The sequence below is a fragment of the Streptomyces sp. NPDC054794 genome (assembly GCF_053611585.1).
On record NZ_JBSHAQ010000020.1, the window covers coordinates 1 to 24,818 of the forward strand.

Consider the following 24,818-nt stretch of genomic DNA (forward strand, 5'->3'; position numbering starts at 1 on the left):
CGACGAGGGCCCGTCTGCTCTGTCGCAGACGGGCCGTCGTCCCGGGTGGGCGATACTGGGTTCGAACCAGTGACCTCTTCGGTGTGAACGAAGCGCTCTCCCACTGAGCTAATCGCCCGGGCGCAGGAAGAACATTACCCCAAGTCAGGCGGTGCCTCCGACCAGGTGACGGTCGGCCGGCGCACGCTCCCCGCACGGTCGGATCACTGGTCCTTGAGCTTCCACGGCATCACCATGCCGAACTTCCAGAGGTAGATCCCGACCAGCACCGCCACGATCACCAGACCGATCACGGTCAGGGTGATGTTGCGGCGCCGCACCTTGGGATCGAGCGCCCGCTGGGCCGCCTCGGTGACCTTCCGCTTCGTCCAGCGCAGGACGAGCTGGGCCCAGACGAACTCGGTCGCCCAGATCGCCATGCCGCCGAAGATCACCACCCACCCCGGCCCGGGCAGCGGAAGCATGACGATGCCGACGCCCACGACCGCGAGGCCGACGACGAAGACGCCGACCTGCCAGCTCACATGCAGGGCGCGGCGCGCCCTGATGAACTCCGGCGCCCGCGATCCGAGTCCCCGCTCGTCCTGCGCCACGTCCGCCTTCACCCCGTCAGCCTTCACCTCGTCCGACACCGCTGCGATCTCACCCGCCCCGTTACTCCCCGTATTCATACGGCCAAACCCTACCGGAGCGAATCAGTCACCGGAATGGACGTACCTCTCGTACTGGTTCTCGGCCGGAAGAGTTACGTAAAGACAGGCAAAACACTCAGAGGGGTTTACAACGGCACCGTAGGTGGCATGTCGATTTCGCCGACGTGCGAATCCCCGAGCGCACACTGAGCGAAAGGCCCTGGCGCTTATGAACACCACGGTCAGCTGCGAGCTGCACCTGCGCCTCGTTGTGTCGAGCGAGTCCTCCCTGCCTGTCCCCGCAGGCCTGCGGTACGACACGGCCGACCCCTACGCCGTGCACGCCACCTTCCACACCGGAGCCGAGGAGACCGTCGAGTGGGTGTTCGCCCGCGACCTCCTCGCCGAGGGGCTGCATCGGCCCACCGGCACCGGCGACGTCCGCGTCTGGCCGTCCCGTAGTCACGGTCAGGGCGTCGTATGCATCGCCCTGAGCTCCCCGGAGGGGGAGGCTCTGCTGGAGGCCCCTGCGCGGGCCCTGGAGTCGTTCCTGAAGCGGACGGACGCCGCCGTGCCTCCCGGCACGGAGCACCGGCACTTCGATCTGGATCAGGAGCTGTCGCACATCCTGGCGGAAAGCTAGGCCGCGACCCTCGAAGCCGCCCGGCGCCGTCCACTCGGGGAGACGGCTCGGGCCAGGACAACCGCATACGGCAGGACCGACGCCGTCACCGTGAACCCACGGGGACGGCGTCGGCTTGCCCGCACGGGAACCACCGAGGCGCCGCGGGCGTTCTCCCAGTAGGCAGCCGGCAGCGGGGCGGGCCCGATGCGGGCCGCACCGTTGTCGCTACCATCGGCCAGCATCGGCGGGCGTCCGCCCGACCCCCCAGGCCAGGGAGCGAAACGTGCTGATCACCCACGACACCCGGTGCGCCCTCGACACCGTGGTGGATCTGGTGAACACCGTGCCGGAGGACGACTCCGCGACGGACGGGCTGCCGGATGTCGCGACCCTCGAAGATTTCGTACGAAACCACAAAATCAGCGATGTCGGGGTCCTGTCGGAGTTCGATCTGTCGGCCGTGCGCAAGGTGCGCGGGCGGTTCGCGGGGATCTTCGCGGCCCCTGATGCCCGGACCGCGTCCGGGTTGATCAACGAACTGGTCGCCGCCGCGGGCACGACCCCCCGGCTCACCGACCACGACGGCTACGACTGGCATGTGCACTACTTCGCGCCCGGCGCCTCCGTGGCCGACCACCTCGCGGCCGACTGCGGGATGGCGCTGGCGTTCTTCGTGGTCGCCGGCGAGCAGGAGCGGCTACGGCGCTGCGAGGCGCCCGACTGCCGTCGCGCCTTCGTCGATCTCTCCCGCAACCGCTCGCGGCGCTACTGCGACAGCCGCACCTGCGGGAACCGGCTGCACGTGGCCGCGTACCGGGCGCGGCGCAAGGAGGCGGCCGGCTGATCGCCGGACGGGCTCCTCGATGCCGACGCCAGCCCGGCGGGTGGCGCCGGGACTGGCGTGTACGGCTCACAGCAACAGCAGGTCGTGCAGCGCAGCCATGAGGAGCAGACACCCGATCACCGCTAGGAAGATCATCAGCGGTGGCTGGGAAAGGGCGAAGAGGCACCCGCGGGGCTCGTCCTTCGGCGGCGCGGCCTCGCTCTGTTCTGTGTCCAGCATCTCGCGGCGATGATGACGCAGCAGGCGCCCCGAACGCGATCAACACGCCCGCAATGAGCGGGAGTTCGCCGCTTTCCGTGATCTTCGGTCCGGATCGGCTCAACCCATGAGCACTTCCGGGCGCGCCACCGACGCAGTGTGTCGTTTCAGTGGGCGCACACCGACGCACTGTGTCGTTTCAAACGGTCACGCGAGGGTCATATGCCGTGCTTCTTGAGGATGGCCTCGATGTCGCTGAAGTCGTCGGCGGAGCTCTTCGCGGCGGGGGCCGTCGCGGGCCGGGTCGACTGGCGTGCGCCGGGTTCGAGGGAGGGCGCCGAGGCCGCCGGGGCGACCGCGTCGCGCTGTGTGGCCCGGGCCGCCTTCCGCTCGGCGCGGGTGCCTCCGCGCCGGCGCTCCACGATGCGCGTGGTCGCGAACAGGGCCCAGGCCATGCCCAGCACACCGAAGCCCGCCCAGGCGGTGGGACTGAAGGCGGTGTCGGCCAGCCAGCCGACGACACCCGTCATCACCAGGCCGACCGGCACGAGCGAGTAGGCCGCGATGCGGGTGGCCGCGAGGAAGCGCTTGCGGTACGCGGTGACCACGGCGATGCCCAGTCCTGCCGCGGACGCGGCGGAACAGACGGTCTCGGCAATCATCCGGTCCTCCTGGCGGGCTCGGTCGGGCACGGCGCGACGAACGCGGTGCGCCGCGTCCCCTCCATCGTGCACCTGCGGGTCCCCGGGATGCCACGGTCCCGCCGGACATCAGGGACATCTCCGGGTCGCCTCCTTCCCAGGTGCCGGTCCTCGGCACGCGGTCCCGATTCGGCCCCCGGGGCCCGGCCTGGGAGACTGGTGGGCATGAGCGACTCCTCCCCCGCGAGCACCGAAGTCCCCGTCCTCGACGTCTGGTGCGAACTCCAGTGCCCGGACTGCCGCAGCGCCCTGGACGACCTCCGTGCCCTGCGTGCCCGCTACGGCGACCGGCTGGAGCTGCGGCTGCGGCACTTCCCGCTGGAGAAGCACAAGCACGCGTTCGCCGGCGCGCAGGCCGCCGAGGAGGCTCTGGAGCAGGGGAAGGGCTGGGAGTACGTGGAGGCCGTGCTCGGCCGGGTCGAGGAACTGGACCGCGAGGGAGAACCCTTCCTGGTCGAGATCGCCGGCGAACTCGGCCTGGACGCCGAGGAGTTCGACACCGCGCTGATCGACGGGCGGCACATCCTGATCGTCGACGCCGACCAGGCCGAGGGCAAGGCGATCGGCGTGACCGGCACGCCCACGTACGTCATCGGCGGCGAGCGCCTCGACGGCGGCAAGAGCCAGGAGGGTCTGCGCGAGCGCGTCGAGGAGATCGCGGACCGGCTGCTGGCCGAGCGGGCCTGACCTCAGAGCAGGTTCTTGTGCATCGCGTACGACGTCGGCACGTATCCCAGTGAGTCGTACAGCCGCTCGGCCGGTGTGTTGCCGGCGAAGACGTTGAGGCCCAGGACGCGCTTCCCGGCGGCGATCGCCTGCGCCTCGGCCAGCAGCATCAGGGAGCGTCCGTGGCCCCGGCCGCGGGCGTGCTCGTCGGTCTCGACGTCGTAGACGTACGCCGTGTCCCCGGCGAGGGACAGCCACAGGGTCCCGACCCCGGCTCCCTCCTGCTCCAGCACGCTCACCAGCATGTTCTCGGTCGCCAGGCCCTGGGGCAGCAGCTGTGCGTGGTCGTGCTCCGACTTGGCCCACGCCTCGGCCTCGGGTACGCCGCGGTCGATCCAGTCCTGCGCGTACTCCGCGAGCTTGCGCACGAGCCAGGGCTCGTACTCGGCCTCGGTCATGGCTCTGCCCCGGCTGCCCGCGGGCAGTCCGGGAGGTGTGTCGCCGAGCGGCTTGTGCATGCCGCGGTTGCGGTGGACGTAGCCGAGCGCCGTGCTGAGCCGCAGCGCGCCCCCGGCGTCGGCGGGCACGGAGACCTCGATGCGCCTGCAGCCCCAGCCGCGCGCCACCTCCTCGGCGGCGAGCGCGGCCACCGCGCCCCGGCCGCGTCCGCGGTCGGGCTCCTCGATGCGCAGATCGTCGATCCGGGCGACGGAGGGGCCGAACACGGGGTGCGTGGACAGGTGCACCACACCGACGGAACGGCCGTTCACGCACACCTGGAAGTGGCGCGACAGCGCCCCGTCGTCGGCACGCTGAAGCGGCTCGGTCGGCCGCAGGGTAGTGGTCATCACGGGTGTTCTACCCGTTCCCGGCTCCCTGAGCAGCCCAATTTCCGGGGCGGTCCGGGAGCGGCCGGGCCAGTCAGGGATCGAGGTCGTCCCCGGACCGTTCGTCGAAGATCCGCATCGCCTTGGCCGTCACCGGGCCCGGCGCGACGGGGAGTTCGCGGTCGTCGACGCGGTGCACGGCCTGGACGTCACGCAGGGTGGACGTCAGGAAGACCTCGTCGGCGCGTTCCAGGACGTCCAGCGGCAGGTCGGTCTCCTTGGCGCCGGTCCACTCGACGGTCAGGGCGCGGGTGATGCCGGGCAGGCAGCCGGAGGCGACCGGCGGGGTGTGGATCTCGCCGTCGAGCACGACGAAGACATTGGAGCCCGTGCCCTCGCAGAGCTGTCCGAGCGTGTTGGCGAACAGGGCCTCGGAGGCGCCGTGTTGGTGGGCGCGGGAGAGGGCGACGACGTTCTCGGCGTACGACGTCGTCTTCAGGCCGGTGAGCGCGCCGCGCTCGTTGCGGGTCCAGGGGACCGTGATCACGGCGGTGGCGTCGGGGCGGCGACCGGTCTCGCCGAGCGCGACGACCAGGGTCGGGCCGTGCTCGCCGCGGTCGGAGCCGAGGGGGCCGTGGCCGCCGGTGTACGTGATGCGCAGCCGGCCCAGCGGCATCGGGTTGGCCTCCAGGACGGCGGCGCAGGCGCGGCGCAGCTCGTCGTGGTCGGGGTCGGGCAGGCCCAGGCCCCGGGCCGAGCGGGTCAGCCGGTCGAGGTGGCGGGTGAGCGCGAACGGCTTCCCGTCGACCGCCTTCACCGTCTCGAAGATGCCGTCGCCCACGGTCAGCCCGTGGTCGAACACGGAGACGCGGGCGGACTCCATGTCCTGCAGTCCGCCGTCGAGCCAGATCCTCATGACAGAGCCTCTCCACTTTCCTCGTACGTTCCCGACGCTACCGCGAGCAGCCGGGACGCCTTCAGCTCGGTCTCCCGCCACTCGCCCTCGGGGTCGGAGCCCCAGGTGATGCCGGCGCCGGTGCCGAAGCGCAGGACGGCCGCGCCCCCGGCCGGCCGGTCGATCCAGAAGGTGCGGATGCCCACGGCCAGCTCACCGGTGCCCTCATCGGCGTCGACCCAGCCGATGCCGCCGCAGTAGGGGCCGCGGGGCGCCGTCTCCAGGGCGTCGATGATCCGCAGGGCGCTGGACTTGGGCGCGCCGGTGACCGAGCCGGGCGGGAAGGCGGCGGCGAGCAGCTGGGACCAGCCGTTGCCGTCGCGCAGTTCGCCGCGGACCGTGGAGACCAGGTGGACGAGGCCGGGGTGCTTCTCCACGGCGCACAGGTCGGGGACGGTCACGCTGCCGGTGGCGCAGACCTGCCCGATGTCGTTGCGGACCAGGTCCACGATCATGACGTTCTCGGCGTAGTCCTTCTCCAGGAGGTCCGCCTCGGTGCGGCCGGTGCCCTTGATCGGTCCGGACTCGACGACCCGCCCGGCGCGGCGCAGGAAGAGCTCGGGGGAGGCCGTGGCGATCTCCACTCCGTGCTCCGGAAGCCGAATCGTTCCTGCGTACGGCGCCGGATTGCCGCGCGCGAGCAGCGCGGCCAGTGCGTCCACGTCGGCGTCGGGGGCGATGCGCGCGGAGAGCACCCGGCAGAGGTTGGCCTGGTAGACCTCGCCGGCCGCTATGTGCTCGCGGATCCGGCGGACGGCTGCCGTGTACGTGGCGCGGTCGAGGGACGACGTCCAGTCACCGACCGCGGGGCCCTGCCAGCTCCCCGGTACCGGGGCGGGCACGGGCCCCTGCCGTACCTGGGCGAAGCGGGCGCAGGTCAGCCGTCCCTCGAAGTCGGCGCAGACCGCCCAGAACCCGGTGGAGTCCAGGGCCGCGGGGTCGCTGGTGACGTCGAGGAGGCCGGTGGCGACACGGTCGCCGAAGCGGGCGAGGGGAGGGAGGTGGAGCACGCAGTCGAGTCTAGGGCGGGTGTCGCGGGTGTACTGGGGACGGCCCCGGGATGGCCCGTGGGTGCCCTGACCACGTCCTCCCGCGAGTGCAGCGCAGCACGCTGCGCAAACGCGTTTTTGTACTGGCCCGGGAATCCGCTAGAGTTCAACACGTCGCCGGGACGCGGGAGCGGACCGAAACGACAAGCGGACGTAGCTCAGTTGGTAGAGCGCAACCTTGCCAAGGTTGAGGTCGCGAGTTCGAGCCTCGTCGTCCGCTCGATGGAACTAGGGGTCTTCCCGATCCCCTACACTCCTGGTGGAGTGGCCGAGAGGCGAGGCAACGGCCTGCAAAGCCGTCTACACGGGTTCAAATCCCGTCTCCACCTCCAAGGACGATTAGCTCAGCGGGAGAGCGCTTCCCTGACACGGAAGAGGTCACTGGTTCAATCCCAGTATCGTCCACTGGTCCGCAAGGACCTTGATCCGCGAGGATCCCCGCGCGATTAGCTCAGCGGGAGAGCGCTTCCCTGACACGGAAGAGGTCACTGGTTCAATCCCAGTATCGCGCACGCAGCATCCCGGACGATTAGCTCAGCGGGAGAGCGCTTCCCTGACACGGAAGAGGTCACTGGTTCAATCCCAGTATCGTCCACACATCCCGGAGCCCCCGGCCGTCTCGAACGGCCGGGGGCTTCGTCATGCGCCCGGATCAGCTGGAGAACAGCATGTGGCCGAAGCTCTTGTGACGGTGGTGGCCGCCGTGACCGCCGTAGTGGCCGCCGCCGTGGTGACCGCCGTGCGGGGCGCCCCAGGCGGGCGCGGCAGGGGCCGCCGGGTACGCCTGCGGGGCGGCCGGGGGCGGCGGGGCGGGCTGGGTCCACTGGGACTCCAGGCGGGTCAGCGCCTCCAGCTCGCCGTAGTCGAGAAAGATGCCGCGGCAGCCGCTGCACTGCTCGATCTGGACGCCATTGCGGTTGTACGTGTGCATCTGCGCATGGCACTTCGGACACTGCATGGTCGGCTCAACTCCTCGCCGGTAGGTCCTGCTTCGTGTTTCCCCAGGACAGACTCAGTCCGGCCCCGGTCGGTTGCACCCTACTTCGGGAATCCGCCCGTCAACTGTGGGGGTACGGAACCCATTCGGTCACAGGCGTCGACGAGGGCCTGCTCCACCTCGTCCAGCGGGCGGTTTGCCGCCAGGGCCTTGGTCACGGCGAGGGCCGCGGCCTGGACGGTCAGGGCGCGGGCCGGGACGTCCAGGGCGGGCCAGGGATCGCCGTACGCGGGCACCGCCGGGCCGCCGGCCACGCGGTAGGCGGTCAGGAAGCGGGTCCATTCGTCGGGCGGGAGGAGACCGCAGGCGTACCAGGCGGCCGGCCGCGCGAGGTCCCAGGCCGCGACGCCCAGGCCGAGGTCGTCGACGTCGATCAGCCGCCATGGGCCGTCCGGGGACGGGTGGCGGACGAGTTGGCCGAGGTGCAGATCACCGTGGCAGAGGGCGCCGGGGCCGGGCATGGGAGCCTCTGCGCGGGCCCAGGGCGGGAGGGCGGCCCAGGCGCGCCGGATCGGGGGCGCGGCGGGGTGGGGTTCGCGCGCGGTGGAGAGGGCCGCCCGGAGCCGGTCCATCGCGCGGGCGGCCTTGGCGGGTCCGCGCATCGGGGGCAGGTCCACGGGCGCCGGGCAGCGGTGGAGCCGGGCGAGCAGGGTGGCCGCGGCTTCCCAGGGGGCCGCGTCCGGGTCGTCCGGGTCCACCGGGGTGCCGTACGGCCAGAAGGTCACCGGGCGGTCGGCCACGGCGGCCGGATCCGGGGTGAGCGGGGAGAGGAGGATCTCGGGGTGCCGGGCGGCCGTGGCGAGCCGGACCGCCAGCTCGGCCCGGTCGGTGTCCCGGGCATGGGCCTTGGCGACCGCGCCGCCGTGCCGGACGACGGTGACATCGGGACGGTCGGCGAGGGTGACGCTCGCTCCGCAGGCACAGGGGGCGCCACCGGGGTGGGCCGTGGCGGTGGCCTGGGCGGAGAGATGCGGGAGTACGTCTGCGGTCACGGGGTCCCTCGGGCGGCAACGGATGTCCGGCGAGCGTACGCGCACAGCAATGCCGGCGCAGCTCCCCAGCTGCGCCGGCATCTGTGCCGTCCGCCGCACCCCCGTCCCCACGGGGTTTCATGGGTGGATGTCCCCGCCCGGACCGCTCTTCCGGGCCTGGGGTCGCCGCTCAGCGCCCCAGCATCACGCCCACGGACGACGCCTGTGTCGCCACTGTCTCCCAGCCGTCGAAGACGAGGAGGAGCAGCGCTGCCAGGGGAAGGGCCATCAGCGTCGCCACCAAGGGGTGGCGACGGCCCGTGCGGCGCGTACGGAACGCGGTGCGTCCCTGGGTGCGGATGAAAGTCCGCGGTGCCGGGTGGGCCATGGTCCCTCTCCTGACCGTCTCAGTTGTCGTTGGCAGCGGCGGATGTCTGACCTCGGGGGACGAGTGCTGCACCCGCCGCTTGACCTCAAATCTAGGCGCGCGGCGCCCGGCGGGCGTCATGCCTTCGTACCGATTGGCGGGCCTCCCCGAGGATGAGCTCTCACCTGTGGACTACTCCCCTGGGTGGAGACGGGGACCTAGGACTCAGGGTCATCCCGGAGTGGGCGCCCGGAGTGTTCCCGTTTTTCCGAGCTGTCCTCGCGCGGCACCGGCTGCTCGACCAGGGCCAGGACTCGGTTCGCCATGAAGCGGGCGGTACGGACCACGGTGCCGCTTCGCGTGACTTCGCTCACTTCCACGACACCTCGGCGTACCGCCGTCTCCACCCTGCGGCCCGCTCTGCTCGCCACCACCTCGTACGTGCGGGTCGTGTCCCCCGCGTCCACGACTATCTCCACCCGGTCACCCTTCACTCGTCCAATCCCCCTTCTGTGACGGCTGGTTGGGTTCACGGCTCGGCCAAAGGCGCCCCGTTCGCCCGCTCTCTGACCACCCTTCAATTCTCCCACCCGGCACTGACAATCCATCGGGCCGAGAGGGCGCGGCCTCTGCGCGCAGGCGGCTGTGGAAACGTAAGCTGTGCCACGTCACACGGACCGGGCAGCGGGGATGAACATGGCGATGATGCGCCTGAGGCGCGAGGACCCGCGCGTCGTCGGCTCGTTCAGGCTTCACAGACGGCTCGGCGCGGGCGGCATGGGCGTGGTCTACCTGGGCTCCGACAAGAAAGGGCAGCGGGTCGCCCTGAAGGTCATCCGCCCCGATCTGGCGGAGGATCAGGAGTTCCGGTCCCGGTTCGCGCGCGAGGTCTCGGCGGCGCGGCGGATCAGGGGCGGGTGCACGGCACGGCTGGTCGCGGCGGATCTGGACGCCGACCGGCCGTGGTTCGCCACGCAGTACGTGCCCGGCCCCTCCCTGCACGACAAGGTCGCCGAAGAGGGGGCGCTCGCGACGGCGCAGGCGGCGGCGATCGGTGCCGCCCTGTCCGAGGGGCTCGTCGCGGTCCACGAGGCCGGCGTCGTGCACCGGGACCTGAAGCCGTCCAACATCCTGCTGTCCCCGAAGGGGCCGCGGATCATCGACTTCGGCATCGCCTGGGCGACCGGCGCCTCCACCCTCACGCACGTCGGCACGGCGGTCGGCTCCCCCGGCTTCCTGGCGCCCGAGCAGGTGCGGGGCGCGGCCGTCACGCCCGCCACGGACGTGTTCGCCCTCGGTGCGACGCTGGCGTACGCCTCGACCGGTGACTCGCCCTTCGGGCACGGCAGTTCCGAGGTGATGCTCTACCGCGTGGTCCACGAGGAGCCGCTGCTGCACGGCGTACCGGACGCGCTCGCCCCGCTGGTGCGCGCCTGTCTGGCGAAGGACCCCGAGGAGCGGCCCAGCACGCTCCAACTCTCGCTGCGGCTCAAGGAGATCGCGGCCCGCGAGGCGCAGGGCATGACCGACGTACGGCCGCCCGCGCCGCGCACCGCGGAGGCGGACCGGCCCACGGGGCGGCACACCGAGAGCTATCCGGAGCAGCAGCGCGCGCAGCGGCGTCCGCAGTCCTCCCCGGGCACGCCCCTGCCGCGCGGCGGCCCCGCGTCCCGGGGCGGTACGCCCGCACGCGGCGGCGGTGTCCCGTCGCGGCCGGGCGGGGCGCGTCAGACGCCCGCCTCGCGGGGCACCACGCGGTCCGGGAGCGGGAGCCGCCCCGCCCCGCGCAGCGGTGCCGGCCGTCCGGGGCCGCGCACCACGGGGACCGGCCGGCGGCCCGCCAATCCGCGGCTGCTGCGGCAGCGGTTGTTCGTGTTCGTCGTGGTGACCCTGCTGGTCGCCCTCGGCATCGCGGTGGCCCAGGGCTGCCAGGGGCCCTCGCGCGGGCTCGGCGACATCGGGAGCGTCGTGTCGAGCGGTCACGGGAACGGGCACGCGCGCGTGCCCGTTGCGCCGGACGTCAGGGAGTAGCCGGAGCGCGGGGCTGCCGGTTCCTCAGGACTCGGGGCGGCCGGTGGCCACCGCGTAGAAGGCGACCGCGGCCGCCGCGCCCACGTTGAGGGAGTCGACGCCGTGGGACATGGGGATGCGGACCCATTCGTCGGCGGCGACCAGGGCCTGGGTGGACAGGCCGTCGCCCTCCGCGCCGAGCATCAGGGCCACCCGGTCCATGCGGTGCGGGGCGGCCTCGTCCAGGGACGTGGCCTTCTCGTCCGGGGTGAGCGCCAGGAGGTTGAACCCGGCCTCCCGGACCGACTCCAGGCTCTTGGGCCAGCTGTCCAGGCGGGCGTACGGCACGGAGAAGACCGCGCCCATGGAGACCTTGACGCTGCGGCGGTAGAGCGGGTCGGCGCAGTCGGGCGACAGCAGCACCGCGTCCATGCCGAGCGCGGCGGCCGACCGGAAGATCGCGCCGATGTTGGTGTGGTCGTTCACGGACTCCATGACCACCACCCGGCGGGCGGAGCGCAGCAGCTCCGCCGCCGTCGGCAGCGGCTTGCGCTGCATGGAGGCGAGCGCGCCGCGGTGCACGTGGTAGCCGGTGACCTGCTCGGCGAGTTCCGGGCTGACCGCGTAGACGGGCGCCGGGAGTTCGTCGATGACGTCGCGCATGACGTCGACCCACTTGGCCGAGAGCAGCATGGAGCGCATCTCGTAGCCGGCGTCCTTGGCGCGGCGGATGACCTTCTCGCCCTCGGCGATGAACAGGCCTTCCGCCGGTTCGCGCTTGCGGCGCAGCTCGACGTCGGTCAGACCCGTGTAGTCGCGCAGGCGCGGGTCGTCGGGGTCCTCAACGGTGATGAGATCGGCCACAGGGTGATACTGCCTTGTCCTGGGTGTGGTGCCAACGGCTCGGAACGGGTCTTGTTACCCGCGGTTACTCGGAGGGCTCCGCGGCGGACCGCGGACCCACGCCGACGACCGCGCCGATGACGATGACCGCCGGGGGCTTCACGTCCTCGGCGCGCACGGTCTCGGCGACGGTCGCCAGGGTCGCGTCGACGCGGCGCTGGGCCGCCGTCGTGCCCTCCTGGACCAGGGCGACCGGGGTGTCCGGGGACTTCCCGTGGGCGACGAGCGTCTCGGCGATCTTCCCGATCTTGTCGACGCCCATCAGGATCACCAGGGTGCCGGTGAGCTTCGCGAGGGACGGCCAGTCGACCAGCGAGCGCTCGTCGTCGGGGGCGACATGGCCGCTGACCACGGTGAACTCATGGGCGACGCCCCGGTGGGTGACCGGGATGCCGGCCGCGCCCGGCACGGAGATCGAGCTGGAGATGCCGGGCACGACCGTGCACGGGATCCCGGCCTCCGCCAGCGCCTGGACCTCCTCCATGCCCCGGCCGAAGACATAGGGGTCCCCGCCCTTGAGCCGCACGACGGACTTGCCCTGCCGGGCGTGCTCGATCAGCGCGTTGTTGATGGCCTCCTGGGCCATGAAACGGCCGTACGGGATCTTCGCCGCATCGATCACCTCGACGTGCGGGGGGAGTTCGGCGAGCAGGTCGCGCGGGCCGAGCCGGTCGGCGATGACGACGTCCGCCTCGGCGAGCAGGCGACGGCCGCGCACCGTGATGAGGTCGGGGTCGCCGGGACCGCCGCCGACCAGGGCCACGCCGGGCGTGCGGGTGCGGTGGTGCGGGGCGACGAGCGTGCCGTCGCGCAGGCCCTCCACGACCGCGTCGCGGATGGCGGCGGTGTGCCGGGGGTCACGGCCGCGGACGTCCGTCGTCAGCACGGCGACCGTGACGCCCTCGCTGTGGCCGGTCGCCGGGGTCCAGGCGGTGGCCGCGTCGGCGTCGTCGGAGCGGACGCACCAGACGCGGTGCCGCTCGGCCTCGGCGGAGGCGGCGGCGTTGGCCTCGGCGTCGCTGGTGGCGATGAGGGCGTACCAGGCGTCCGCCAGGTCTCCGTCCTCGTAGCGGCGGCGCTGCCAGGCGATCTCGCCGGCGTCCGCCATGGCCTCGACCGAGGGGGTCGCTTCCGGGGACACGAGAAGGACGTCCGCGCCGGCCGCGATGAGGGCCGGGAGTCGGCGTTGGGCGACCTGGCCGCCGCCGAGGACGACCACGCGGCGGCCGGTGAGGCGGAGGCCTACGGGGTAGGCAGGGTGTTCGGCCATGAGGGGCGGCTCCTCGTACAGGCGGCGGTGCGGTGGGCGCGCTGCGCCTTCGGAGCGGCCCTGACGTGCGGATTTTAAGGTGCGGACGGGGTGGGCGGCGCGGTGGTCCGACGGCTGAACACCGGACCACCCGCGCCGCCGCGGCTACTTCTCCGTGACTCCGGCCGAGTCGAAGGTCGCCACCTCGTGCATCGCCCGTGCCGTGCTCTGCACCAGCGGCAGGGCGAGCAGCGCGCCGGTGCCCTCGCCCAGACGCAGGTCGAGGTCGACCAGGGGGCGCAGGCCGAGCTTGTTGAGGGCGGCGACATGGCCGGGCTCGGCGCTGCGGTGGCCCGCGATGCAGGCCGCGAGGACCTCGGGGGCGATGGCGCGGGCGACCAGCGCGGCGGCGCCGGCGCTGACGCCGTCCAGGATCACCGGCGTACGCAGCGAGGCGCCGCCGAGGAGCAGGCCGACGATCGCCGCGTGCTCGAAGCCACCGATCGCCGCGAGGACGCCGATCGGGTCGGCAGGATCGGGCTGGTGGAACTCGATGGCGCGGCGGACGACCTCGGTCTTGCGGGCCAGGGTCTCGTCGTTGATGCCGGTGCCACGACCCGTGACCTCGGCCGGGTCGGCGCCCGTGAACACCGAGATCAGGGCGGCGGACGCGGTGGTGTTCGCGATGCCCATCTCGCCGGTGAGCAGCGCCTTGTTGCCGGCCGCCACCAGGTCGCGGGCGGTCTCGATGCCCACCTCGATGGCCGCCTTGGCCTCCTCGCGGGTCATCGCGGGGCCCGTGGTCATGTCGGACGTGCCCGCACGGATCTTGCGGGGCAGCAGGCCGGGCGTGGCGGGCAGGTCGGCGGCGACACCCACGTCGACGACGCAGACCTCGGCGCCCACCTGGTTGGCGAAGGCGTTGCAGACCGCTCCCCCGCCGAGGAAGTTCGCCACCATCTGGGCGGTGACCTCCTGCGGCCAGGGGGTGACGCCCTGGGCGTGCACGCCGTGGTCGCCCGCGAAGATCGCGACGGCCGCGGGCTCCGGGATCGGCGGCGGGCACTGCCGGGACAGGCCCGCCAGCTGCGCGGAGATGATCTCCAGCATGCCGAGCGCGCCGGCCGGCTTCGTCATCCGCTTCTGCCGTTCCCAGGCCTCGCCGAGCGCCTTGGCGTCCAGCGGGCGGATGCCGGCCACGGTCTCGTTGAGCAGGTCGTGCGGGTCCTCGCCGGGCAGGGCGCGGCGGCCGTACGTCTCCTCGTGCACGACCCACGACAGCGGGCGGCGCTTGGACCAGCCCGCCTGCATCAGCTCGGGCTCGTCCGGGAACTCGTCGACGTACCCGACGCACAGGTAGGCGATGACCTCCAGGTGCTCCGGCAGGCCGAGGGTGCGGACCATCTCGCGCTCGTCGAAGAAGCTGACCCAGCCGACGCCGAGGCCCTCGGCGCGGGCGGCGAGCCAGAGGTTCTCCACGGCGAGCGCGGCGGAGTAAGGCGCCATCTGCGGCTGGGTGTGCCGGCCGAGGGTGTGCCGGCCGCCGCGGGTCGGGTCGGCGGTGACGACGATGTTCACCGGGGTGTCGAGGATGGCCTCGATCTTCAGTTCCTTGAACTGCTTCGCCCGGCCCTTGGGCAGCGACTTGGCGTACGCGTCGCGCTGGCTCATGGCCAGTTCGTGCATGGTCCGCCGGGTCTCGGCGGACCGGATGACGACGAAGTCCCAGGGCTGCGAGTGGCCCACGGACGGCGCCGTGTGGGCGGCCTCCAGGACGCGGAGCAGCACCTCGTGCGGGATCGGGTCGCTGCGGAAGCCGTTGCGGATGTCGCGGCGCTCGCGCATCACCTTCAGGACGGCCTCGCGCTCGGCGACGTCGTAGCCGGGCGCGGCCGGGCCGGTGGAGGGTTGTGCTTCTGCCACGGCGGCCGTGCTCTCTTCCTGATCGGCGACCCGGGTGTCCAGGTCCTCCGCGTGCTGTACGACTTCGGGGTGGGGCTCCTCCTGCGGCGCGGCCGGCACGGGAGCGGGTTCGGCCTCGCGCGGGGCGGGCACCGAGGCGACGGGACCCTGCGGATCCCGCAAGGGCAGCACCAGCGGCTGCGGCGGGGTCGGGGCCAGGTGCGGGGTGGTCGGCACCGTCCCCTCGACCGGCACGAACTGCCCCAGCGGCTGGTCCGCCCGCGGCGCCAGCGGGACGCTGCCCGGCAGGGGGGTGGGCTCGGCGGTGGTGGGCTCGGCGGGGGCCGGCGCTTCGGGGGTGCCGGGCTGGGTGGTGGCCTCGGGGGTGCCGGGGTCCGCCGCGGTCTCGGAAGCGGCGGGCGCGGAGGGGGGCACGGGCGCGACGACAACCGGTGTGCCGGGCTCCGACACGGTGTCGGGCGTGGCGACTTCGGTCACGGGTACCGGGATGCCGGGCTCCGCGGCTGCGGCGGGAGCCTCGGGTACGGGGGTGGCCGGGGGGGCGCCGGGCGCGGCGGCGACGGGGGTGGCCGCGAGGGCGCCGGGCTCGGACGGGAGGCCGGGCAGAAGTTCCTGGGCGGGCTCGGGTGCGGCTCCGGGAGCGGCGGGTCCCGATACGGCGACGGGCGCGTCGGTCAGGGGAGCCGTCGCGTGGACGTCCGCGTCGGCGGTGGGGCCCTGGGCGGGTGCCGGTGCCTCCGTCGGAGCGGTTGCCGTTTCCGTCGGAGCGGCCGCCATGGCCGCGGCGACCGGTGCGACCACGGCTTCGGGTGCGACGACGGTCGCCGGCGCGACCGCGACCGGTTCCGTCTGGGCCGGCTCGACCACGATGGGCGCGGACGGCTGGGCCTGCGGACCGCCGGGCTCCGCGGTCGGCTGAAACGCCTCGACCTCCGGGCCGACGGGCTCCACGGGATGCGGGACGGCGGCGGCCTGCGCTTCGTCGGCGGGAACGGGCACGGCAGCGGCGGCCTCCGGCTGCGGCTGCTGGGCGCCGTCGACCGACGGCTGCTCCGGGACGAGCGCGGCGGCCTGCGCCTGCTGTTCCTGAGGCTGGGCCTCCACGGCGGCTTCCGCCACGATGGGCATGGCGATGCCCTCGCCGTGGGAAGTGGCCTGAACGGCGTGCTGTACGGCGTCCTGTTCGGCGGCGGGGGCGTCGACGGGCGCACCGGGGTGGACCACCACCGCATCGGCGGCAGGGCCGACTTCCTGGACCGGAGCACCCTCGGAAGGCACCGCGCCCTGGGCGGCATCGGCGATGTCCGCGCCCTGGGCCGGTACCGGTACCGGCTCCGGGAACCGCGGGCCTTCCACAACCTGGGCCTGCGCGGCTTCGGGAACCTCGCCCCCCTGAACGCCCGCCGGGCCGCCCTCGGAGTTCATGGTCGCGTCGGGCACATCCGCACCCCCGGCCACCTGGCCCTGGGCGCCCTCGGTCGGCTCCCCGGCCGGCACGGCGTACACGCCGTCGTGCCCGTGGGCGGGCTGCATCCCGTCGTGCCCGTGCACGGTCACCGGGGCCTCGGGACCGGTGCCCAGGGCGGGCGTCGCGTCCCCGGTCATCTGCACACCTGCCGCCTGCGTGGCGAGGCGGGTCACGGCGGCCTGAGCGGCGCCGGACGGATCGGCGGCCGGTTCCGTCACCGACACAACCGGAACAACCGTTTCCGCAGCCTGGGCCTGAGAACCCACCTGTGCCACGGGCGTATGCGGCGCGCCCCAGGGCGCCGCGCTCTGCGGGGCCATCTCGCGCAGCGCCTGGACGTCGAGGTACTCGGGGCCGCCGGTCGGCGCACCCGCCTGCCGTACGGGCGCGCCAGCGGGGCCGCGGTCGGCGAGGGAGCGGACCGGGCTGGCGGAGGCGTCGGGGATCGGCGGGCCGAGGTGCAGCGGGCGGCGCGGGGCCGACTGCGCGGTCTGCTCGTGCGGGACCGAGAGGATCGGGGACGGCGGGACCGACACGGGCGAGTCCGGCAGGCGAACGCCGCTGAGGTCCACGGAACCGCTGTCGCGGCCGGCGGTCTCGTGCGGGCCCGGCTCGTGGACGGCCTCGACGAGCGGCTCCGGGGCGGGCGGCGGCACCTCGTTGCCCCACGCGCTCTGGGCACCCGGCAGGAGGAGGTCTTCGTCCTCGGCGGTGGTCTCGGAGAGGTAGGTGTACATGCCGTGCGCGGGGACGCCCGGCTGCTCCACCCTGCCTGCGCTCTCCGGCAGCCCCTCGCCCGGGACCTGGCCGGTGTCCGTCATGCGTACCCCTCGCCCATCGATTAGTGCTTCTACGACCAGCTCACCCGGAACGGCGCACCGACCGCCCCGCAGTGAAGAACGAGCGTGCGTGCCCAGCGGCACGAACGACCCGCCCGGAAAAGGCGACAAAGCCATTCGGTGGCATTCTTCCGGCCGTGCGACCGTCGCGACAGCTTGATCCGCGACAGCCCGTTGTGGACTGCGCCACGTTGCGCGTCCTCCGGTTCTGCCGTACCACACCCACCCCAAAACGGGCGCGTTTTCCGGACATTGACGAACGAATCTCCGGGCCACCTGGAGCGGTACAACGATCGGCCAGCCTACCGCGCGCGGTACGACAACAGGATCACGGGGCGCGATCCGGCAGAACCCCACTGAGCAGGAATACGACGTTCCGCTCGGTCTCCGTCCAGGCCCGGGTGTCGAGTTCGACGGACTGCGTCAAGGCGCACTCGACCCGGTATCCGTGCTCCGTCAGGTCCCGCCCGATGAGTTCCGCGGCGTCGCGGGTCGCGGCGTGCGTGACGATGCGCTGCGGGCGGCGGTCGGCGACCGCCGAGACCACGGCCGCTCCCCCGCCGCCGACCCGGACGACGTCCGGTTCGGGCAGGTTTTCCAGGACGTGCGGAGCGGTGCCGTGCACGATCTGGAGCTGGACGCCGAAGTTCCGTGCGGCCGCGTCGGTGCGCGCGCAGGCCCGCGGGTCCCGGTCGACGGCGATGACGGCGGCGCCGGCCCGCGCGGCCTCGGTGGCGAACGCGCCGCTGCCACACCCGATGTCCCACACGAGGTCGCCGACGCGCGGTCCCAGGTGGGCGAGTTGGGCGGCCCGGAGCAGCTGGGTCTCGCCCTCGCCGAGTCCTGCGCCGTACGCCTCGTCGGACTGCACCCAGCCGCGCGGACCGGCCGCGGGGTCGCGTCCGGCGATCCAGCCGCCGCCCTCGCCGCCGCCCACCGGGCCGCCGATGACGATGACGACGTTGGGGTCGCGCCAGGTGTGGTCGGGTGCCTTGTCGGAGGTGAGGACGCTGACCTGCTCGCGCTCGGTGCCGAGTTCCTCGCAGACGACGAAGGTGCGGTGGACGCCCTCCAGCAGCAGTCCGAGTTCGGCGGGTCCGGCGCCAGGTGAGGTGAGGACGGCGACCTTGGTATGGGCGCGGCACACGTTTACCGCGCGTCGCAGGGTGCGCCGATGTGCGACGACCACATGGGCGTCGTCCCAGGGCATGCCGGCGCGGGCGAAGGCGGCGGCCACGGAGGAGACGGCGGGAACGACTTCGACCTCCAGGCCGAACTCGGGCGCGCGCAGGGTCCGTACGACACCGAAGAAGCCGGGGTCGCCGTCGGCGAGCACGACCGCGCTGCCGCGGTGGGCGGCGATGCGGCGGGCGGCGAGGGCGAGGCTGCCGAGGCGGATGCGCTCGGCCGTGCCAGGCAGCTCAGGAAGCGCGAGGTGGTGGGCCGCGCCCGCGACGAGTGTGGCCGCGCCCAGGGCGGCGCGGGCCGCCGCGGTCAGCGGCGAGCCGTCCCAGCCGATCACCGTGACGCGGTCGGCCATCGTCGTCAGTCTCCCGGGTTTTCGCAGGTCGTCAGGGGTTGGGGCCCCTACGCGGGCTCCGTGAGACTACCTGGTGGAGACGGGCGGCGCGCGACGGGGGCGGCGGCCTGGCAGGCCCCGCGTTCTCAGTTCCAGTCGGAGAACGACGTGAAACCGTCGGAGTCGGCGAGCTGCTCGCCCGCGCCCTCCAGGTCCTCCGGCAGGAGGCTCCACACGATGAAGTCGGTGCGTACGTCGGTCCAGGTGCCGTCCTCGGTGCGGACGTGGACTATGCACGCGTTGCGCAGCACGCCCTCGCTGATGCAGCCGATCTTCTGGGCGACCTGCTGGGACGCGGTGTTGTCGGCGGCGGTGCGCAGCTCGATGCGCTCCAACTTCTGGTCGCCGAACAGCCATTGGGCGGTGGCGAGCGCGGCCTCGGAGGCGTAGCCCTCGCCGCGCGCCCAGGGGGCGACGATGTACGACAGCTCGGTGGACCTGATGTGCCAGTTGGTCTTGGTCAGCTGGACGATGCCGACCAGGCGCTGGGTGAGGAACTCGGTGACGGCGAGGTCCAGACCGCGGCCGGCGGCGCGTTCGGCGGGCGCGTACTCGGTGATCCAGTGCCGGGCGCCGTCCTCGGTGAACGGCTGGGCGACGTCGGTCCAGGCGCCGACCTGCTCGTCGTTCATCATTTCGGCCAGTGCGGGCACGTCGTCCTCGTCGAGGGGACGCAGCACCAACCGCTCCGTGTTGATGGAGATGTTGGGGAAGGTGCTAGTCATGCGCCGCTCCGTAACCTTCGGAAACCTTCAGGGGCTGCTCAACTGCCCAGCATGCAGCATGAAACCACTCAACCCCACAACGGGGCCCACTCCTGGTGAGTGAGTGGACCCCGTGCGTGGCGATACGCGGTATACGCCCCGTCAGAAGGACGCGATGACCGAGCCCTGGTACTTGTCCTCGATGAACTTCTTCACCTCGGGCGAGGTCAGGAGCTTGGCGAGCTTCTCGACCCGCGGGTCCTTCTCGTTGCCCTTCTTGACCGCGAGGAAGTTGCCGTACGGGTTGTCCTTCGCGGACTCCAGGACGATGGCGTCCGAGGCGGGCTTGAGGCCCGCGGAGATGGCGTAGTTGCCGTTGACCACCGCGGCGTCCACGTCCTCCAGGGAGCGCGGGGTCTGGGCCGCCTCGACCTCCTTGAACTTCAGGTTCTTCGGGTTCTTGGTGATGTCCTGCGGGGTCGCTTCCGTGCCGACGCCGTCCTTGAGCGTGATGAGACCGCTCGCGGCGAGCAGCTTCAGGGCACGCGCCTCGTTCACGGTGTCGTTCGGGACGGCGACGGTCGCACCGCTCTTGAGGGCGTCGGTGCTCTTCACCTTGTGGGAGTAGAGGCCGAGCGGCTCCAGGTGCACCGTGACGACGGGCACGATGTGGGTGCCGCGCTTCTTGTTGAAGTCGTCCAGATACGGCTGGTTCTGGAAGTAGTTGGCGCCCACGGAGCCGTCCTCGGTCGCCGTGTTCGGGGCGATGTAGTCCGTGAACTCCTTGACCTCCAGGTCGAGGCCCGCCTTCTTCGCCAGGTTCTTCTGGACGAAGTTCAGGATCTCGGCGTGCGGGGTGGGGCTCGCGGCGACGACCAGCGGACCGCTGTAGTCGGCGGAGCCGGAGGCGGAGTCCTTGTCGGAGCCGCAGGCGGTGAGCCCGAGGGCGAGGGCTCCGGCGGCGAGGACAGCGGTGGTGATCTTGGCGGTGTTACGCACGAAAAGTGCCTTTCCTATGGGGTGGTGCGACCCCGTCCTGGGTCGACGGGGAGACCCCGTCTTGGGTGAACGGGGAGTCTGTGGGGGTGCTCGGGCGGCCGGAGGTGCTCAGGCGGCCTTGCTCACATCGGTGGCCGCGGGCGCCTCGGCCTTGAGCAGGCGCAGCTTCGGCGCGGGGCCCGAGCGGCCGCCGCGCCGGTGCAGGGAGCGGGCCGCGTAGTCGCCGGCGAACTGGATGGCCGAGATGACGACGGCGAGGATCGCCACGGTGATCCACATCATCTGCGTCTCGAAGCGCTGGTAGCCGTAGCGGATGGCGATGTCGCCGAGGCCGCCGGCGCCGACCGTGCCGGCCATGGCGGAGTAGCCGATGAGGGCGACGATCGTGGTCGTGGTGCTGGAGATGAGGGAGGGCAGGGACTCCGGGACGAGGACCTTGCGGACGACGGTCCAGGTGTTGCCGCCCATCGACTGGACGGCCTCGACGAGCCCGCCGTCCACTTCGCGGACAGCCGTCTCAACGAGACGCGCGAAGAAGGGGATGGCGCCGATGGCGAGCGGCACGATGGCCGCCTCGCGCCCGATGGTGGTCCCGGTGACGGTGCGGGTGAAGCTCATCAGCGCGACCATCAGGATGATGAACGGCATCGAGCGGGCGATGTTCACGACCTGCCCGATGACCTTGTTGGCCACGACGTTCTGCAGCAGTCCGCCCCGGTCCGTGAGGACGAGCAGGACGCCGAGCGGAAGGCCGCCGACGACGGCGATGACGGTGGACCAGCCGACCATGTAGAGCGTGTCCCAACAGGCCTGGGACAGTAGGGGCTGCATCGCTGAATAGTCGGTCCAGGTCACTTGGCACCTTCCTTCACCAGCACGGACTCCTGGGCCGCCTGGTCGACGACATCGATCTGCAGGCCCTGTTCGCGCAGGAAGCCGATCGGCACGACGTTGTCCTCGTAACGGCCGGGCAGTTCGATGCGCATGCGGCCGATCTGGAGGCCGCCGACGGTGTCGATGGCGGCGCCGAGGATCGATATGTCGATGTTGTAGGTGCGCGAGAGCCGGGAGACGACCGGCTGGGTGGCGGCCTCGCCGTGGAAGGTGACGTCGAGCACCGTCCGGTCGGCGCCGGTGGCCTCGCCGCCGACGGGGAACAGCGCGGCGGCCAGTTCGGAGCCGGGGGTGGCGAGCAGTTCGCTGACGGTGCCGGACTCGACGATGCGACCCTTGTCCATCAGGGCGGCCGAGTCGCAGACGCTCTTGACCACGTCCATCTCGTGCGTGATGAGCAGGACGGTCAGGCCCAGCTGCCGGTTCAGGTCGCGCAGCAGTTGGAGGATGGAGCGGGTGGTCTCCGGGTCGAGGGCGCTGGTGGCCTCGTCGGAGAGCAGCACCCTGGGGTCGCCGGCCAGGGCGCGGGCGATGCCGACGCGCTGCTTCTGGCCGCCGGAGAGCTGGGCCGGGTAGGCCCCCGCAGTGTCGGCGAGACCGACCAGGTCGAGGAGTTCGAGCGCCTTGCGAGAACGCTCCTTGCCCGAGTGTCCGAGGATCTCCAGCGGCAGTTCGACGTTGTCCTGCACCGTGCGCGTGGACAGCAGGTTGAAGTGCTGGAAGACCATGCCGATCCGGCTGCGCGCCCGGCGCAGTTCCTTGCCGGCGCGCGGTCCTCGGCCCGCGAGGGCGGTGAGGTCCTGCCCGGCGACGGTCACGGTCCCGGCGGTGGGACGCTCCAGCAGATTGACGCAGCGGATGAGCGAGGACTTTCCGGCACCGGACTGGCCGATGACGCCGTACACCTCGCCTTCGCGGACATGGAGATCGACGCCGTCGAGGGCGGTGACCTCGCGGCCGCGCGAGCGGTAGACCTTGCTCAGGCCCGATGTGGTGATCACTGTGATTCCGTCACTGTCGAGTGCGCGGGCGTGGATGTGCCCGGGCACAGGTGCATTCGTTCAGGGACGCGGCACGGTTCTCGCGGTGGCGATGGAACCGGGGGAGAACATGTGCGTTCGCGGGGCGGCTTGCGTCGCGGATGTCGTTCGACGACACGCGGACGTGCCACGGCTCTCGCTTCGGGGCGCGAGGCTCAGGTGGTGCGGGGGCCCTCTAGAAGGCGCACATTCGACACATACAGCGAGCACCGGGCGTCATGGTCGCCTCGGTCGCAAGGGTGCGGCTGCTCGTCGTGGTCATGCGATCAGTAAACCAGACGTACGGTCCTGACAAGCCGCCGCCGTCCACATGCTGGACAGCGGCGGACAGGGGTCAGCGGCGGACGGATATCTCCACGCCCGCGTCGGTGACCAGGACCGACAGGTCGGACAGGTCCTCGACCACCAGGTCGGCGACCAGCTCGTGGGCGCGGTGGGTTGTGGTCAACGCCACGGTGGTCATGCCGGCGGCGCGCCCGGCCCGGAGCCCGGCCGGGGCGTCCTCGAAGACCACGCAGTGGGCCGGGTCGACGCCCAACTGACGGGCGGCGAGCAGGTACGGCTCAGGGTCGGGCTTGCCGCGCGTGATGTCGTCAGCGGAGACGAAGGTCTTCGGCCGGATTCCGACGGCGTCGAGTCGCGCCTCGGCCAGTCGCCGGGTGGCGGAGGTGACGACGGCCCACCGGTCGGCCGGCAGGGCGTCCAGCACGTCCTTCGTGCCGGGCAGCAGCCGTACTCCCCCGTTGGGTACGTCCTCCACCTCCAGCTGCTCGACCCGCGCGACCGCCTCCGGCACGCGGCGGGTGGGCAGCAGGTCGGCGACGATCTCGGCGGCGGTCCGCCCGTGCAGCTCCACCCGCCCGAAGTCCTCGGCCGTGATCCCGTACTCACCGGCCCATCGCGTCCAGCAGCGCTCGACGGAGTCGAGGGAGGAGACCAGGGTGCCGTCGTTGTCGAACAGAAGGGCGTGTGCGTGGATCGTCATGGTCTAGACCCTACGGCGCGCCTCGGGCTCACCCCGCGGGGCCGATGCCGTCGCGGGTCCGACGAGGCGGGCCCGCGCGCAACGGACCATTCGGGCCGTAATAGGGTCGCCGCATGCTCAATGCCCTGACGCTGGTGACCGGTGTCGCCGCGCTGCTGCTCGCCGCCTGGTGCGGCTGGGCCGCCTACCGTGACCAGCCGACCAAGGACTGGCACTTCATCGGCATGGCCGTGGTGTCGGTGCTGGCCCTGGTGCAGCTGGTGATCGGGGTCGTACAGCTGGCGCGGGGCGAGAAGCCGGAGCAGGGCACGACGATCTTCGTGGCGTATCTGCTGGGCGCGTTCGCGTGTGTGCCGGCGGCGGGGTTCATGTCGCTGGCCGAGCGGACCCGCTGGGGTTCGGTGACCGCCGCCGCGGGCGGTGTGGTGCTGGCCGTACTCGAAGTGCGGCTCTTCGACATCTGGGGAGGGTGAGTTGACCGCCACGGAGGAGAAGCCGGCGAAGTCCCGGCTCATCAGCGGACCGGGGACACTGCTCGTCTGGCTCTACGGCGTGATGGTCGTCGGGGCCGTGTCGCGGTCCGCCGTGCAGATCGCGACCGACTTCGACCGGGCTCCGCTCGCGTATTCGCTGTCCGCGGTCGCGGGCGTCGTGTACGGGTTCATCACGTACACGCTGGTGCGCGGCGGCGAGACGGCCCGCAAGGCGGCGCTGGTGTGCTGCGCCGCCGAACTCGCGGGCGTGCTCGTCGTCGGTACCTGGACCCTGGTCGAGCCGTCGGCCTTCCCGGACGCGACGGTCTGGTCCGACTACGGCGCGGGGTACCTGCTCATCCCCGTGCTGCTGCCGGTGTCGGCCCTGTACTGGCTGCGGAAGTCGCGTACCGCCGTCACGCCGTAGTCGCGTACGCGCCCGCGGACTTCTCCAGGACGATCATCAGCACGCCGTCCGCGCCCTCGGACGTCCCCACCGTCTCGTACCCCACCCGCCGGTACAGCCGCAGGTTGCCCTCGCTGCGGTGGCCGGTGTGCAGGCGGAACTTCTTGGCGCCGCGTTCCTCGGCGAGGGCCGCCTCGGCGGCGCGCAGCAGTCGGGCGCCGATGCCGTGGCCCTGCAGGCGGGGGTGGACGCAGAGCTTGCCGATGGCGGCCGCACCGTCCTCGGTCACATGGCCGCGCACCGAGCCGACGACCTCCGCGCCGAGCCGGGCGACGAAGACGCAGTCGGCGGCGACCTCCTGACGGAGGGAGTCCAGGCTCTGGACGAGCGGGTCGATGCGGTAGTTGCCGTACAGCGCCGCCTCGCTCTGGAAGCACAGGTACTGCAGCTTGAAGATCTGCTCAGCGTCCTGCTCGGTCGCCACCGAGATGGTCACGCTCATGCCCATGTGCGC

The 24,818-nt window shown here is 72.3% G+C and carries 26 protein-coding genes and 6 tRNA genes; 11 read left to right on the plus strand and 21 right to left on the minus strand.

The window, feature by feature from the left end:
• Window positions 1-46 precede the first annotated feature (46 nt).
• Window positions 47-118 (minus strand) — tRNA-Val (locus tag ACWGKT_RS21840).
• A gap of 85 nt (window positions 119-203) precedes the next feature.
• Complete coding sequence (locus ACWGKT_RS21845; protein WP_453275001.1) at window positions 204-671, minus strand: TIGR02611 family protein; 468 nt, start codon at window positions 669-671, stop codon at window positions 204-206.
• A 190-nt stretch (window positions 672-861) separates the two neighbouring features.
• On the opposite strand from ACWGKT_RS21845, the gene ACWGKT_RS21850 reads away from it, so the two are divergent.
• Both ACWGKT_RS21850 and ACWGKT_RS21855 read left to right on the plus strand, forming a co-directional pair.
• On the plus strand, window positions 862-1,275 hold the full coding sequence (locus tag ACWGKT_RS21850) for an SsgA family sporulation/cell division regulator (RefSeq protein ID WP_004002642.1): 414 nt from the start codon (window positions 862-864) through the stop codon (window positions 1,273-1,275).
• A 265-nt stretch (window positions 1,276-1,540) separates the two neighbouring features.
• Window positions 1,541-2,101 (plus strand): CGNR zinc finger domain-containing protein, encoded by a 561-nt coding sequence (locus ACWGKT_RS21855; protein WP_453275002.1) that lies wholly within the window; start codon window positions 1,541-1,543, stop codon window positions 2,099-2,101.
• A 66-nt stretch (window positions 2,102-2,167) separates the two neighbouring features.
• Here ACWGKT_RS21855 and ACWGKT_RS21860 read toward each other — a convergent pair whose 3' ends face one another.
• On the minus strand, window positions 2,168-2,320 hold the full coding sequence (locus ACWGKT_RS21860; RefSeq protein ID WP_235458847.1) for a hypothetical protein: 153 nt from the start codon (window positions 2,318-2,320) through the stop codon (window positions 2,168-2,170).
• Window positions 2,321-2,517: 197 nt separating this feature from the next.
• The gene (locus tag ACWGKT_RS21865; protein WP_453275003.1) at window positions 2,518-2,961 is read right to left on the minus strand and encodes a hypothetical protein; all 444 of its coding nucleotides are present in this window, start codon (window positions 2,959-2,961) and stop codon (window positions 2,518-2,520) included.
• A 204-nt stretch (window positions 2,962-3,165) separates the two neighbouring features.
• On the opposite strand from ACWGKT_RS21865, the gene ACWGKT_RS21870 reads away from it, so the two are divergent.
• Entirely contained in the window at window positions 3,166-3,687 is a 522-nt protein-coding gene (locus ACWGKT_RS21870) for a DsbA family protein (protein WP_356159217.1), read from the plus strand.
• Window positions 3,688-3,689: 2 nt separating this feature from the next.
• On the opposite strand, the gene ACWGKT_RS21875 is transcribed toward ACWGKT_RS21870, so the two are convergent.
• From ACWGKT_RS21875 to ACWGKT_RS21885, 3 genes are all read right to left on the minus strand, one after another.
• Window positions 3,690-4,514, minus strand: coding sequence for a GNAT family N-acetyltransferase (locus ACWGKT_RS21875; protein WP_453275004.1), 825 nt, complete (start codon window positions 4,512-4,514; stop codon window positions 3,690-3,692).
• Between the two features lie 73 nt (window positions 4,515-4,587).
• Window positions 4,588-5,409, minus strand: a complete 822-nt coding sequence (locus ACWGKT_RS21880; RefSeq protein WP_453275005.1) for an aminotransferase class IV — start codon at window positions 5,407-5,409, stop codon at window positions 4,588-4,590.
• A complete protein-coding gene (locus ACWGKT_RS21885) occupies window positions 5,406-6,458 on the minus strand; it encodes a chorismate-binding protein (protein ID WP_453275006.1) in 1,053 nt (350 codons plus the stop codon). The genes ACWGKT_RS21880 and ACWGKT_RS21885 overlap by 4 nt, the downstream gene beginning before the upstream one ends.
• Window positions 6,459-6,644: 186 nt before the next feature.
• Between ACWGKT_RS21885 and ACWGKT_RS21890 the strand changes: the two genes are divergently transcribed.
• The 5 genes from ACWGKT_RS21890 (at window position 6,645) to ACWGKT_RS21910 (ending at window position 7,092) form a co-directional block, all read left to right on the plus strand.
• A tRNA-Gly gene (locus ACWGKT_RS21890) sits at window positions 6,645-6,717 on the plus strand.
• 38 nt (window positions 6,718-6,755) lie between these two features.
• Window positions 6,756-6,829: transfer RNA gene (locus tag ACWGKT_RS21895), tRNA-Cys, on the plus strand.
• A 1-nt stretch (window position 6,830) separates the two neighbouring features.
• A tRNA-Val gene (locus ACWGKT_RS21900) sits at window positions 6,831-6,902 on the plus strand.
• Window positions 6,903-6,937: 35 nt separating this feature from the next.
• Window positions 6,938-7,009: transfer RNA gene (locus tag ACWGKT_RS21905), tRNA-Val, on the plus strand.
• 11 nt (window positions 7,010-7,020) lie between these two features.
• Window positions 7,021-7,092, plus strand: a tRNA-Val gene (locus tag ACWGKT_RS21910).
• A gap of 57 nt (window positions 7,093-7,149) precedes the next feature.
• Here the strand turns inward: ACWGKT_RS21910 and ACWGKT_RS21915 are convergent.
• From ACWGKT_RS21915 to ACWGKT_RS21930, 4 genes are all read right to left on the minus strand, one after another.
• Window positions 7,150-7,455: a TFIIB-type zinc ribbon-containing protein gene (locus ACWGKT_RS21915; protein ID WP_356143720.1), complete on the minus strand. Its 306-nt coding sequence runs from the start codon at window positions 7,453-7,455 to the stop codon at window positions 7,150-7,152.
• An 80-nt stretch (window positions 7,456-7,535) separates the two neighbouring features.
• Complete coding sequence (locus tag ACWGKT_RS21920; protein ID WP_453275007.1) at window positions 7,536-8,486, minus strand: phosphotransferase family protein; 951 nt, start codon at window positions 8,484-8,486, stop codon at window positions 7,536-7,538.
• Between the two features lie 169 nt (window positions 8,487-8,655).
• The gene (locus ACWGKT_RS21925) at window positions 8,656-8,853 is read right to left on the minus strand and encodes a hypothetical protein (protein WP_235460825.1); all 198 of its coding nucleotides are present in this window, start codon (window positions 8,851-8,853) and stop codon (window positions 8,656-8,658) included.
• Between the two features lie 197 nt (window positions 8,854-9,050).
• Complete coding sequence (locus tag ACWGKT_RS21930; protein WP_235460824.1) at window positions 9,051-9,326, minus strand: hypothetical protein; 276 nt, start codon at window positions 9,324-9,326, stop codon at window positions 9,051-9,053.
• 196 nt (window positions 9,327-9,522) lie between these two features.
• Here ACWGKT_RS21930 and ACWGKT_RS21935 point away from each other — a divergent pair, with 196 nt between their 5' ends.
• Window positions 9,523-10,863 (plus strand): protein kinase domain-containing protein, encoded by a 1,341-nt coding sequence (locus ACWGKT_RS21935; RefSeq protein WP_453275088.1) that lies wholly within the window; start codon window positions 9,523-9,525, stop codon window positions 10,861-10,863.
• A gap of 24 nt (window positions 10,864-10,887) precedes the next feature.
• Here ACWGKT_RS21935 and ACWGKT_RS21940 read toward each other — a convergent pair whose 3' ends face one another.
• The 9 genes from ACWGKT_RS21940 to ACWGKT_RS21980 all read right to left on the minus strand — a co-directional run bounded on the left by ACWGKT_RS21940 (window position 10,888) and on the right by ACWGKT_RS21980 (window position 23,425).
• The gene (locus tag ACWGKT_RS21940) at window positions 10,888-11,706 is read right to left on the minus strand and encodes a TrmH family RNA methyltransferase (protein WP_453275008.1); all 819 of its coding nucleotides are present in this window, start codon (window positions 11,704-11,706) and stop codon (window positions 10,888-10,890) included.
• Window positions 11,707-11,770: 64 nt separating this feature from the next.
• Window positions 11,771-13,015, minus strand: a complete 1,245-nt coding sequence (gene cobA / locus ACWGKT_RS21945; protein WP_453275009.1) for a uroporphyrinogen-III C-methyltransferase — start codon at window positions 13,013-13,015, stop codon at window positions 11,771-11,773.
• Between the two features lie 144 nt (window positions 13,016-13,159).
• Window positions 13,160-17,206, minus strand: a complete 4,047-nt coding sequence (gene cobT / locus ACWGKT_RS21950; RefSeq protein ID WP_453275010.1) for a nicotinate-nucleotide--dimethylbenzimidazole phosphoribosyltransferase — start codon at window positions 17,204-17,206, stop codon at window positions 13,160-13,162.
• A gap of 346 nt (window positions 17,207-17,552) precedes the next feature.
• Window positions 17,553-18,764 carry a precorrin-6y C5,15-methyltransferase (decarboxylating) subunit CbiE gene (gene cbiE, locus ACWGKT_RS21955; protein ID WP_453275011.1) on the minus strand — a complete coding sequence of 404 codons (1,212 nt, stop codon included), beginning with the start codon at window positions 18,762-18,764 and terminating at the stop codon, window positions 17,553-17,555.
• Window positions 18,765-18,889: 125 nt separating this feature from the next.
• Window positions 18,890-19,528 carry a GNAT family N-acetyltransferase gene (locus ACWGKT_RS21960; RefSeq protein WP_356143733.1) on the minus strand — a complete coding sequence of 213 codons (639 nt, stop codon included), beginning with the start codon at window positions 19,526-19,528 and terminating at the stop codon, window positions 18,890-18,892.
• 141 nt (window positions 19,529-19,669) lie between these two features.
• Window positions 19,670-20,506: a MetQ/NlpA family ABC transporter substrate-binding protein gene (locus tag ACWGKT_RS21965; RefSeq protein WP_356143735.1), complete on the minus strand. Its 837-nt coding sequence runs from the start codon at window positions 20,504-20,506 to the stop codon at window positions 19,670-19,672.
• A gap of 108 nt (window positions 20,507-20,614) precedes the next feature.
• A complete protein-coding gene (locus tag ACWGKT_RS21970; protein WP_453275012.1) occupies window positions 20,615-21,361 on the minus strand; it encodes a methionine ABC transporter permease in 747 nt (248 codons plus the stop codon).
• The gene (locus tag ACWGKT_RS21975; RefSeq protein WP_453275013.1) at window positions 21,358-22,401 is read right to left on the minus strand and encodes a methionine ABC transporter ATP-binding protein; all 1,044 of its coding nucleotides are present in this window, start codon (window positions 22,399-22,401) and stop codon (window positions 21,358-21,360) included. The genes ACWGKT_RS21970 and ACWGKT_RS21975 overlap by 4 nt, the downstream gene beginning before the upstream one ends.
• Window positions 22,402-22,774: 373 nt before the next feature.
• Complete coding sequence (locus ACWGKT_RS21980; RefSeq protein WP_453275014.1) at window positions 22,775-23,425, minus strand: HAD family hydrolase; 651 nt, start codon at window positions 23,423-23,425, stop codon at window positions 22,775-22,777.
• Between the two features lie 113 nt (window positions 23,426-23,538).
• Between ACWGKT_RS21980 and ACWGKT_RS21985 the strand changes: the two genes are divergently transcribed.
• Both ACWGKT_RS21985 and ACWGKT_RS21990 read left to right on the plus strand, forming a co-directional pair.
• Window positions 23,539-23,898, plus strand: coding sequence for a hypothetical protein (locus tag ACWGKT_RS21985; protein WP_356143742.1), 360 nt, complete (start codon window positions 23,539-23,541; stop codon window positions 23,896-23,898).
• A 1-nt stretch (window position 23,899) separates the two neighbouring features.
• Window positions 23,900-24,325 (plus strand): hypothetical protein, encoded by a 426-nt coding sequence (locus tag ACWGKT_RS21990; protein WP_453275015.1) that lies wholly within the window; start codon window positions 23,900-23,902, stop codon window positions 24,323-24,325.
• On the opposite strand, the gene ACWGKT_RS21995 is transcribed toward ACWGKT_RS21990, so the two are convergent.
• Complete coding sequence (locus tag ACWGKT_RS21995; RefSeq protein ID WP_356143746.1) at window positions 24,315-24,812, minus strand: GNAT family N-acetyltransferase; 498 nt, start codon at window positions 24,810-24,812, stop codon at window positions 24,315-24,317. The two genes, ACWGKT_RS21990 and ACWGKT_RS21995, sit on opposite strands and share 11 nt — an antisense overlap.
• Between the last annotated feature and the right edge of the window lie 6 nt (window positions 24,813-24,818).

Coding starts and splice junctions, on each gene's coding strand:
- ACWGKT_RS21845 (WP_453275001.1), bottom strand. CDS start 671: ATGAATACGGGGAGTAACGGGGCGGGTGAGATCGCAGCGGTGTCGGAC.
- ACWGKT_RS21850 (WP_004002642.1), top strand. CDS start 862: ATGAACACCACGGTCAGCTGCGAGCTGCACCTGCGCCTCGTTGTGTCG.
- ACWGKT_RS21860 (WP_235458847.1), bottom strand. CDS start 2,320: ATGCTGGACACAGAACAGAGCGAGGCCGCGCCGCCGAAGGACGAGCCC.
- ACWGKT_RS21865 (WP_453275003.1), bottom strand. CDS start 2,961: ATGATTGCCGAGACCGTCTGTTCCGCCGCGTCCGCGGCAGGACTGGGC.
- ACWGKT_RS21870 (WP_356159217.1), top strand. CDS start 3,166: ATGAGCGACTCCTCCCCCGCGAGCACCGAAGTCCCCGTCCTCGACGTC.
- ACWGKT_RS21875 (WP_453275004.1), bottom strand. CDS start 4,514: ATGACCACTACCCTGCGGCCGACCGAGCCGCTTCAGCGTGCCGACGAC.
- ACWGKT_RS21880 (WP_453275005.1), bottom strand. CDS start 5,409: ATGAGGATCTGGCTCGACGGCGGACTGCAGGACATGGAGTCCGCCCGC.
- ACWGKT_RS21915 (WP_356143720.1), bottom strand. CDS start 7,455: ATGCAGTGTCCGAAGTGCCATGCGCAGATGCACACGTACAACCGCAAT.
- ACWGKT_RS21925 (WP_235460825.1), bottom strand. CDS start 8,853: ATGGCCCACCCGGCACCGCGGACTTTCATCCGCACCCAGGGACGCACC.
- ACWGKT_RS21935 (WP_453275088.1), top strand. CDS start 9,523: ATGAACATGGCGATGATGCGCCTGAGGCGCGAGGACCCGCGCGTCGTC.
- cobA (WP_453275009.1), bottom strand. CDS start 13,015: ATGGCCGAACACCCTGCCTACCCCGTAGGCCTCCGCCTCACCGGCCGC.
- cobT (WP_453275010.1), bottom strand. CDS start 17,206: ATGACGGACACCGGCCAGGTCCCGGGCGAGGGGCTGCCGGAGAGCGCA.
- cbiE (WP_453275011.1), bottom strand. CDS start 18,764: ATGGCCGACCGCGTCACGGTGATCGGCTGGGACGGCTCGCCGCTGACC.
- ACWGKT_RS21960 (WP_356143733.1), bottom strand. CDS start 19,528: ATGACTAGCACCTTCCCCAACATCTCCATCAACACGGAGCGGTTGGTG.
- ACWGKT_RS21980 (WP_453275014.1), bottom strand. CDS start 23,425: ATGACGATCCACGCACACGCCCTTCTGTTCGACAACGACGGCACCCTG.
- ACWGKT_RS21985 (WP_356143742.1), top strand. CDS start 23,539: ATGCTCAATGCCCTGACGCTGGTGACCGGTGTCGCCGCGCTGCTGCTC.
- ACWGKT_RS21995 (WP_356143746.1), bottom strand. CDS start 24,812: ATGGGCATGAGCGTGACCATCTCGGTGGCGACCGAGCAGGACGCTGAG.